Origin of the sequence: Actinomadura chokoriensis (assembly GCF_039529475.1) — a bacterium.
Taxonomy (GTDB): domain Bacteria; phylum Actinomycetota; class Actinomycetes; order Streptosporangiales; family Streptosporangiaceae; genus Spirillospora; species Spirillospora bangladeshensis.
The window spans coordinates 46,064-54,457 of sequence record NZ_BAAAMW010000036.1 but is presented as its reverse complement, the minus strand read 5'-3'; the positions used below and the strand labels follow the sequence as shown (position 1 = coordinate 54,457).

General features: G+C 71.0%; 8 protein-coding genes. 5 read left to right on the top strand and 3 right to left on the bottom strand.

The genetic code is table 11. The annotated features are described in order from the left end of the window. Positions 1-388 (bottom strand): glycosyltransferase family 2 protein (locus ABFX46_RS40255; RefSeq protein ID WP_346049367.1); only part of this gene is annotated, 388 nt, incomplete at its 3' end. Positions 389-1,312: 924 nt separating this feature from the next. Between ABFX46_RS40255 and ABFX46_RS40250 the strand changes: the two genes are divergently transcribed. The 4 genes from ABFX46_RS40250 to yjfF all read left to right on the top strand — a co-directional run bounded on the left by ABFX46_RS40250 (position 1,313) and on the right by yjfF (position 6,000). After that, positions 1,313-2,290 carry an ABC transporter substrate-binding protein gene (locus ABFX46_RS40250; RefSeq protein WP_346049365.1) on the top strand — a complete coding sequence of 326 codons (978 nt, stop codon included), beginning with the start codon at positions 1,313-1,315 and terminating at the stop codon, positions 2,288-2,290. Positions 2,291-2,381: 91 nt separating this feature from the next. Then, the gene (locus ABFX46_RS40245; RefSeq protein ID WP_346049363.1) at positions 2,382-3,938 is read left to right on the top strand and encodes a sugar ABC transporter ATP-binding protein; all 1,557 of its coding nucleotides are present in this window, start codon (positions 2,382-2,384) and stop codon (positions 3,936-3,938) included. Beyond that, entirely contained in the window at positions 3,935-4,987 is a 1,053-nt protein-coding gene (locus ABFX46_RS40240) for an ABC transporter permease (RefSeq protein WP_346049361.1), read from the top strand. Before ABFX46_RS40245 ends, ABFX46_RS40240 begins: the two co-directional genes overlap by 4 nt. Beyond that, entirely contained in the window at positions 4,984-6,000 is a 1,017-nt protein-coding gene (gene yjfF, locus ABFX46_RS40235) for a galactofuranose ABC transporter, permease protein YjfF (RefSeq protein WP_346049359.1), read from the top strand. The genes ABFX46_RS40240 and yjfF overlap by 4 nt, the downstream gene beginning before the upstream one ends. A gap of 76 nt (positions 6,001-6,076) precedes the next feature. Here yjfF and ABFX46_RS40230 read toward each other — a convergent pair whose 3' ends face one another. Both ABFX46_RS40230 and ABFX46_RS40225 read right to left on the bottom strand, forming a co-directional pair. After that, positions 6,077-7,060 carry an SDR family NAD(P)-dependent oxidoreductase gene (locus tag ABFX46_RS40230; RefSeq protein ID WP_346049357.1) on the bottom strand — a complete coding sequence of 328 codons (984 nt, stop codon included), beginning with the start codon at positions 7,058-7,060 and terminating at the stop codon, positions 6,077-6,079. Further along, positions 7,057-7,308 carry a putative antibiotic biosynthesis monooxygenase gene (locus tag ABFX46_RS40225; protein ID WP_346049355.1) on the bottom strand — a complete coding sequence of 84 codons (252 nt, stop codon included), beginning with the start codon at positions 7,306-7,308 and terminating at the stop codon, positions 7,057-7,059. The genes ABFX46_RS40230 and ABFX46_RS40225 overlap by 4 nt, the downstream gene beginning before the upstream one ends. Positions 7,309-7,507: 199 nt before the next feature. Here ABFX46_RS40225 and ABFX46_RS40220 point away from each other — a divergent pair, with 199 nt between their 5' ends. Further along, positions 7,508-8,344 (top strand): helix-turn-helix domain-containing protein, encoded by an 837-nt coding sequence (locus ABFX46_RS40220; protein WP_346049353.1) that lies wholly within the window; start codon positions 7,508-7,510, stop codon positions 8,342-8,344. Positions 8,345-8,394 lie beyond the last annotated feature (50 nt).

Genomic DNA, 8,394 nt, shown 5'->3' with positions numbered 1-8,394 from the left:
CGTCCTCGGTGAGCAGCTGCACGTTGCCCGAGGCGATGTCGGAGCCGGTCTCCTCCAGCGTCCCCGCCAGCAGTTCAAGCGCGTGGTCGGGCAGCACGTCGTCGCTGTCGACGAACGCCAGGAAGCGCCCGCGCACGTTCGCCGCCCCCACGTTCCGCGCGTTGCCGAGCCCGCCGTTGGGCTGCCGGATCAGCCGGAACCGGGGATCGCGGCCGACGAAGGCGCGGGCGATCTCCGCGCTCGCGTCGGTGGATCCGTCGTCGACCAGGACGACGTCCAATTCGCGGACCGACTGGCGGGCGATCGAGGCCAGGCATTCCTCAAGATACGGTTCGACGTTGTAAATGGGCACCACCACGCCGACACGCGGCTCCGGCTCGGATGTCATGAACCATGCCTCCCGTCCCCCGTGACGGTTTTTCCATCCTCATTGTTGGACGCTTGCTCGGGCCGTACCGATTGCACGGATCGGCGTTCCATTACTCGATCTTGAGTTGCGCCGCACCTGTCACGGGCCCGGCCGCGGGAGTGACCGCGAAGATCGGCCTCGGCGTCCTCGCCCACGTTAACCCCGCGCTCGGTCAAGACTTGGCTTGTAAGGGCACTCGATTGATCCACGTTCCGAGTCATCCCAGTTCCACCACTTCGCGCCTCCAAACCTCGCCCTGCGTGACCGCGCGTCCACGACCGCGAATTCGCGTCCGAGTCCGACCTGCGGGAGGCGTGGTGGAGGGGCGCCGGCGCTGCGGCCCGGGCGGTGCTCGGGCGGTGCTCGGGTGGTGCTCGGGCGGCTTGCCGGACGCCCGCCCGGCGTCTGTTAGCGGTACCAGGGCCGTACGTCAAGGTCTCCGTGAGGTTGCGGTATGCCGCAGGGGGATTGACAGCGTGCTGAGTTAGCGCAAACATTCGTGACACGCGCCACACGGACGAAGGCGGGCGAAGTGGACGAGACACGACACGGCCGCGCGGCGGGACGCCGGCGGCCGCTCCGGGCGGACGCCGCCGGAGCGGTCCGATGCTCAGCGGTGATCGCGTTCCCGGGCCCGGCGGGCGGTCGTCCGGGCGCGCCCGGCGGCACCGGAGATCCCGGTGGCGCGGGCGCCGCGTGGTGCGGCGACGACGTGCGCCAACCCGCCGTCCGCGAAGGCGCCGGCACCCGCGCCTGACCCCCGGACCCCGGCCGCAAGCCTCCCGAGCCCCGGTTTTCCGCGCTGCAAATGTTATCGCTAACACGACCCACCGGCCGTTCCCAGAGGCCCCGAGATCCCGACGCCCTTCGCCGAGCATCCCCGAGGAAGAAGGAAGAACCCCCATGTTCAAGCGGCTCATCGTCGCCGTCGCAGGCGCCTCGCTGGCGCTGACGGCCCTCAGCGCCTGCGGCGACTCCGGCGGCAGCGGTTCCGGATCCGGTTCCGGCAAGCTCGTCCTCGGCTTCTCGCAGGTCGGCGCCGAATCGGGCTGGCGCACCGCCAACACCAAGGACATCCAGGAGGCCGCGAAGGCCGCGGGCGTCGACCTGAAGTTCTCCGACGCGCAGCAGAAGCAGGAGAACCAGATCGCCGCGATCCGGTCCTTCATCAAGCAGAAGGTCGACGTCATCGGCTTCTCGCCGGTGGTCGTCACCGGCTGGGACGCCGTCCTGAAGGAGGCGAAGGCGGCCGGCATCCCGGTCGTCCTCACCGACCGGGCCGTCGACTCCGACCCGTCCCTCTACGTCACCTTCCTCGGCTCGGACTTCGTCGCGGAGGGCAAGAAGGCCGGCGACTGGCTCGTCAACGAGTACAAGGACGCCAAGGAGCCCGTCAACATCATCCAGCTGGAGGGCACCGTCGGCGCCGCGCCCGCCATCGACCGCAAGAAGGGCTTCGAGCAGGCCATCGCCGCCAACCCCAACCTGAAGGTGATCGCCTCGCAGTCCGGCGACTTCACCCGCGCGAAGGGCAAGGAGGTCATGCAGGCCCTGCTCAAGGCCCACAAGGACGTCGACGTCCTGTTCGCCCACAACGACGACATGGGGCTGGGCGCCATGCAGGCGATCCAGGAGGCCGGGCTCACCCCCGGCAAGGACATCAAGATCGTCACCGTGGACGCCGTCCACGACGGCATGCAGGCGCTGGCGGACGGCAAGTTCAACTTCATCGTCGAGTGCAACCCGCTGCTGGGCGGCCAGCTGATGGACACGGCGAAGAAGGTCAAGGCGGGCGAGAAGGTGCCGAACCGCATCGTCACCGTCGAGACGGTCTTCGACCAGGCCAAGGCCAAGGAGGCCCTGCCCACCCGCAAGTACTGACCCGCTGATCCGCCCGCAGAGTTCCGCCGGGGCCGTGGCCGCCCGTCCGGCCCCGGCGGGCACCAGTAGCACGGAAGTGGAGGAGACGGCGATGACCGCTCCCGTCCTGGAGATGGACGGAATCTCCAAGGGGTTCCCCGGGGTCCAGGCCCTCGACGACGTGGCGTTCCGGCTGTTCCCCGGCGAGGTGCATGCGCTGATGGGCGAGAACGGCGCCGGCAAGTCCACCCTGATCAAGGTGCTGACCGGCGTGTACGAGGCCGACGCCGGAACCGTCGCGATCGCCGGGCACGGCACTGTCATCGACGGGCGCGGCACCGCCATCCACGGCCCGCTGCACGCGCAGCGGCTCGGCATCAGCACCGTCTACCAGGAGGTCAACCTCTGCCCGAACCTGTCGGTCGCCGAGAACGTCTTCATCGGCCGACAGCCGCGCCGGTTCGGCCGGATCGACTGGGCCGCGATCAACCGCCGCGCGGTGGAGCTGCTGGCCCGGCTCGACCTCGACCTCGACGTCACCGCGCAGCTCGGCTCCTACTCGCTGGCCGTGCAGCAGCTCGTCGCGATCGTCCGGGCGGTGGACCTCGACGCGAAGGTGCTGATCCTGGACGAGCCGACGTCCAGCCTCGACCGCGGCGAGGTCGCCCGGTTGTTCGACGTCATGCGCCGGCTGAAGGACGACGGCGTCGCGATCCTGTTCGTGTCCCACTTCCTGGAGCAGATCTACGAGGTCTGCGACCGGGTGACGGTGCTGCGCAACGGCCGCCTCGTCGGGGAGTACCCGATCGGCGACCTGACCCGGTTCGAGCTGGTCGCGAAGATGACCGGGCAGGAGCTCGCGACGCTGGAGGAACTGGACGAGGCGGCGGCCGAGGACGTCCGCGGCGAGCGGCTGTTCGCGCTCGAAGGCGTCGGCCGGACCGGCGCGATCGACCCCGTCGACCTGGAGCTGCACGCGGGCGAGGTCGTCGGGTTCGCGGGCCTGCTCGGCTCGGGCCGCTCCGAGCTCGCCCGGCTGATCTTCGGCGCGGACCACGCCGATTCCGGCCGCATCCGGACGGGCGGCGGCAACGGCGACGGCGGGGACGCGGGCGCCGTCTCGATCCGGACGCCGCGCGCCGCGATCGACCGGGGCGTCGCCTTCTGCCCCGAGGACCGCAAGGGCGACGGCCTGATCATGGACCTGACCGTCGAGGAGAACATCGTCCTCGCCCTCCAGGCCGCGCGCGGCTGGCTGCGCCCGCTGAGCCAGCGGCGGCGGGACGAACTCGTCCAGGAGTACATCAAGGCGCTGCGCATCCAGCCGCCGAACCCGGACACACCGGTCAAGAACCTCTCCGGCGGCAACCAGCAGAAGGTGCTGCTGGCCCGCTGGCTCATCACCCGGCCGAAGCTGCTCATCCTGGACGAGCCGACGCGCGGCATCGACATCGGCGCCAAGACCGAGATCCAGAAGCTCGTCGTGTCGCTGGCCCGCGACGGCATGGGGGTGGTGTTCATCTCCGCCGAGCTGGAGGAGGTGCTGCGCATCTCCCACAAGGTCGAGGTGCTGCGCGACCGCAGGCTCGTCGCCGAACTCCGCAACGACGGGTCGCTGACCCCCGAACGCATCCTGCAGACCATCGCGAACGGAGACACCGAGCGATGACCAGCGCCGCATCCCGCCTCGCCGTCCTCACCAAGAGCACGCTGTTCTGGCCGGTGACCGTGCTGGTCGTCCTGCTGCTCGGCAACGTGATCTTCACGCACGGGTTCCTGGCGATCCACGTCCGGCAGGGCCACCTGTACGGGAGCCTCATCGACATCCTGCTGTTCGGCGCCCCGCTGATCCTCGTCTCGCTCGGCATGACGGTCGTGATCGCGACCGGCGGCATCGACCTGTCGGTCGGGGCGACCGTCGCCATCTCCGGTGCGCTGGCCTGCTACCTGATCAGCAAGGGGCACGGCCTGGTCGTCTCGATCGGCGCGGCCGTCATCGCGTCGCTGCTGCTCGGGTTGTGGAACGGGCTGCTCGTCACCCGGCTCGGCATCCAGCCGATCATCGCCACGCTCATCCTGATGGTGGCCGGACGCGGCGTCGCGCAGCTCATCACCGGCGGGCAGATCATCACCATCCACAGCCAGGACTACAAGCTGATCGGCGGCGGCTACTGGCTCGGCCTGCCGTTCGCGATCATCCTGGTGGCGGTCGCGCTGGCGGTCACCGTCCTGCTGACCCGCCGGACCGCGCTCGGCATGCTGCTGGAGTCGGTGGGCGGCAACGCGGAGGCGTCCCGGCTCGTCGGCATCCGGTCCGCCGGGCTGATCGCGCTGGCCTACGTGTTCTGCGGGCTGTGCGCCGGGATCGCCGGCCTGATGATCAGCTCCAACACGCTGTCGGCGGACGGCAACCACGCCGGCCTCTGGATCGAGCTGGACGCCATCCTCGCCGTCGTCCTCGGCGGGACGGCCCTCACCGGCGGCCGGTTCTCCCTCGCCGGGACGGTCGTCGGCGCCCTCATCATCCAGACCCTCGACACCACCATCTACACGGCGGGCATCCCGCCGCGCACCACGCTCGTCTTCGAGGCGGTCGTCGTCACGATCGTCTGCCTGCTCCAGTCGCCCGCCTTCCGCGCCAAGGTCGTCCGGCGCCGCCGACGAAGGGCCGCCGAGCCGGCGCCTCCCACCACACCGAAGCAGGAGGTGACGGCGTGAGCGCCGTGCTCTCTCACGCGATCGCCCGCGGGCGTCCGCTCGCGCCGCGCCGCCGGCACGTCCCCGTCCTGGTGACGCTCGGACTGTTCCTGGGCGCGTTCGCGGTCGGGGCCGTCCGGTACCCGAACTTCGGCACCACGCAGGTCTTCCTCGACCTGTTCATCGACAACGGCTTCCTCATCGTCGTCGCGGTCGGCATGACGTTCGTCATCCTGACCGGCGGCATCGACCTGTCCGTCGGCTCCGTCGTGGCGCTGTCGGGGATGCTGTGCGCGATCGGCACCATGAAGATGCACCTGCCCGCGCCGATCGTCATCCTGCTGGTCCTCGCCATCGGGACGCTGTTCGGCGCGGCGATGGGCTACATGATCCACGTGTTCGAGGTGCAGCCGTTCATCGCGACCCTCGCCGGGATGTTCCTGGCGCGCGGCCTGTGCCTGACGCTCAGCGAGAACCAGATCTCCATCGACAACTCCTTCTTCGACGCGCTCGCCCTCAACTCCCTGCACTTCCCGGGCCGCACCCACCTCTCCTACGGCGCGGTCACGGCCCTGGTGGTGTTCGTCGTCGGCGCCTTCGTCCTCCAGTGGACGCGGACGGGACGCAACGTCTACGCGGTCGGCGGCAACGAGCAGTCGGCGCTGCTCATGGGCCTGCCGGTCGGACGCACCAAGATCCAGGTCTACGCGATCAGCGGCTTCTGCTCCGCGCTCGGCGGCGTCCTGTTCGCCCTCTACACCCTCTCGGGCGACCCGACCCACGCGATCGGCATGGAACTCGACGCGATCGCCGCCGTCGTCATCGGCGGGACCGTCCTCACCGGCGGCTCCGGCTACCTCATCGGCAGCGTCCTCGGCGTGCTGGTGCTAGGCGTGATCAAGACGATCCTCAGCTTCGAGGGCACCTTGAGCTCCTGGTGGACCCGCATAGCCATCGGCGTCCTCCTCTTCGGCTTCATCGCCCTCCAACGCCTCATAGGCGCCCGCCGCCGCCACACCCCGGCCGCGACCTAGCCCGACCGGCCCGCCCCTCGTTGATCTGCGGCGTGTTGTTGTTTTCGACGCGCTCATAACAACAACACGCCGCAGGTCAACGAATCCGGTCGGGTCGGTGGGCATCCGCGTTTGGGGTGCGGCGGGCTAGCAGTTGCTCGGAGAGCGTCCATAGGCGGTCGGCGTTGGCGGCGTCCAGTGCGTAGGGGAGGTAGTAGCGGTTGGGCGGGTCGCCGCCGCGCGTCCAAGGGGCCGCGATGGTGCAGTCCTGGAGGTACTTGCCGCCGACTCCGTCCAGCTCGGGGGCGACGGCCGCCCAGACGGACGTCGCCGCACCCTGCGCGGGCGACTTCCAGCCCTGCGGCCGGTCGTGGTCCCAGCCCCGTGCGGCGAGGTCCTCGGACGCCATGTGGCGCTGCAGGCCGGTCTTGACCCCGCCCGGCATGACCGCGTTGGCGGTGATTCCGTCCCGGGCATAGCGGGCGGAGAGCGCGACGGCGAGCAGCGAGCAGGCGGTCTTCGACTGCCCGTAGGCCTCCCACGGGTCGTAGGGCCGCCGCCGGTAGTCGGGATCGTCGAAGTGGACGTCGCTGTGGCGGTGGGCGCGCGACGACAGCGACACCACGCGGGCGGTGCCGGCCGCGCGCAGGGAGTGGAGCAGGCCGGTGGCCAACGCGAAATGCCCGAGATAGTTGATGCCGAACTGCGACTCGAAACCGTCCGCCGTGCGGGTCAGCGGCGGCGCCATCACCCCGGCGTTGAGGACGAGCACGTGCAGCGGCCTGCCGGTCGCCGCATGCTTGCTAGCCCATGTCGTCACCGATTCCAGCGACGCGAGGTCCAGGTGGCGGAAGACGACGTCGGTGTTGCCGGTCAGGCGGGCGAGGGTCGCGGCGGCGTGCGTCCCGCGCTCGCGGTCCCGTCCGGCGATCACGACGCGGGCCCCGGCGGCCGCCAGCGCACGGGCGGTCTCGTAGCCGATCCCGGACGCGCCGCCGGTCACGACCGCCTCCCGTCCCGTCAGGTCGTGGCCGGAGACGACGTCGAGCGCGGTGGCGTCGCGTCCGAAAACGGCGGTCATCGGCCGAGCCAGGGCCGGAACAGCCGGGTGAGGGCGGGCATCACCAGGAACAGCAGCAGCGCGACCGCGATCGGCACCATGATCAGGAAGTGCGCGTACACCGGCAGGCCGGGGGTGCCGGCCCGCAGCAGGTAGCCGAGCGCGGTGATGATCGGGTAGATGGCGACGCAGGTCAGAACCCACATCTTCCAGCGCTTCGGCGGGGACGCGGGCCGGGGGCGGGCCGCTCGGGCGGCGGGTGCGGTCATGGCGCCGATCCTTCCTCGGTCGGGCGTGCTTGCTTCTGGGCAATGCCAGCGTGCCGGGGACGGGAACGGCCGCGGAAGACCGTGCCGAACCCGGGAACGCGAGCCTTGCAGCGACGAGCCTTGTAGCGACGAGGCTGGTAGTGGCACGGCCACCCTTGGCCGGTGACTCACCGCGACGGCCCGTGCGAGACTGAAGGCCGTGTCCAGTCCGTCCCGGTCGGTTTTGGGAGAGTTCCTCCGCGCCCGCCGCGCGCGGTTGGACCACACCGATCTCGGCCTGCCCGCCGGCACCGGCAGGCGCCGCACCCCGGGCCTGCGCCGCGAGGAGCTGGCCGCGCTCGCCGGCGTGAGCATCGACTACTACATCCGGCTGGAGCAGGGCAGGGAGACCAACCCGAGCGCGGAGGTCCTGCGCCAGCTGGCCCGCGCGCTGCGGCTGGACGCGGAGGCGACCGACCACCTGTTCGCGCTGGCCGACCGCACGTCCGGCCGAGGCCCCCGCCTGCGCAGCCGGTCGGAGGTGCGGCCCGGCATCCTCCAACTGCTGGAGACGCTGCGGCCGTGCCCCGCCTACGTCCGCAACCGGACGAACGACATCCTGGCGAGCAACCCCGAGGGCCTCGCGCTGCTGGCCGGGATCGGCGAGTGGCCCGCGGACCGCCGCAACACGACCCGCCACACCTTCCTGCACCCCGCCGCGCGCACCCTGTACCCCGACTGGGCGCGGGCCGCGGCGGCGACCGTCGCGCAACTGCGCACCGCCGTCGGCGCCGACCCCGACGACCCGGCCCTCGCCGCGCTGGCGGCCGAACTCGCCGAGGCCAGCCCCGAGTTCGCGGAGCTGTGGCGGCGCCATGACGTCCGGCGGCGGCACACCGACCGCAAGACCTTCCTCCATCCGGACGTCGGCGAGATCGCGTTCCGGTACGAGAGCCTCGACGTCGGTCCGGAGGGCCAGCGGCTGGCGATCTACCAGACCACCCCCGGCACCCGCGACCACGAGAGGATGCGGCTGCTGTCGCTCGCGTCCCGGTAGACCCGGAGCCGGCGGCGAGAAGGGCACCGGACGGCGGCGTCCCCGGGAAG

Excerpts from the sequence above, each read along its gene's own strand:
- ABFX46_RS40250 (WP_346049365.1), top strand. The coding sequence starts at position 1,313 with ATGTTCAAGCGGCTCATCGTCGCCGTCGCAGGCGCCTCGCTGGCGCTG.
- ABFX46_RS40245 (WP_346049363.1), top strand. The coding sequence starts at position 2,382 with ATGACCGCTCCCGTCCTGGAGATGGACGGAATCTCCAAGGGGTTCCCC.
- ABFX46_RS40240 (WP_346049361.1), top strand. The coding sequence starts at position 3,935 with ATGACCAGCGCCGCATCCCGCCTCGCCGTCCTCACCAAGAGCACGCTG.
- ABFX46_RS40230 (WP_346049357.1), bottom strand. The coding sequence starts at position 7,060 with ATGACCGCCGTTTTCGGACGCGACGCCACCGCGCTCGACGTCGTCTCC.
- ABFX46_RS40225 (WP_346049355.1), bottom strand. The coding sequence starts at position 7,308 with ATGACCGCACCCGCCGCCCGAGCGGCCCGCCCCCGGCCCGCGTCCCCG.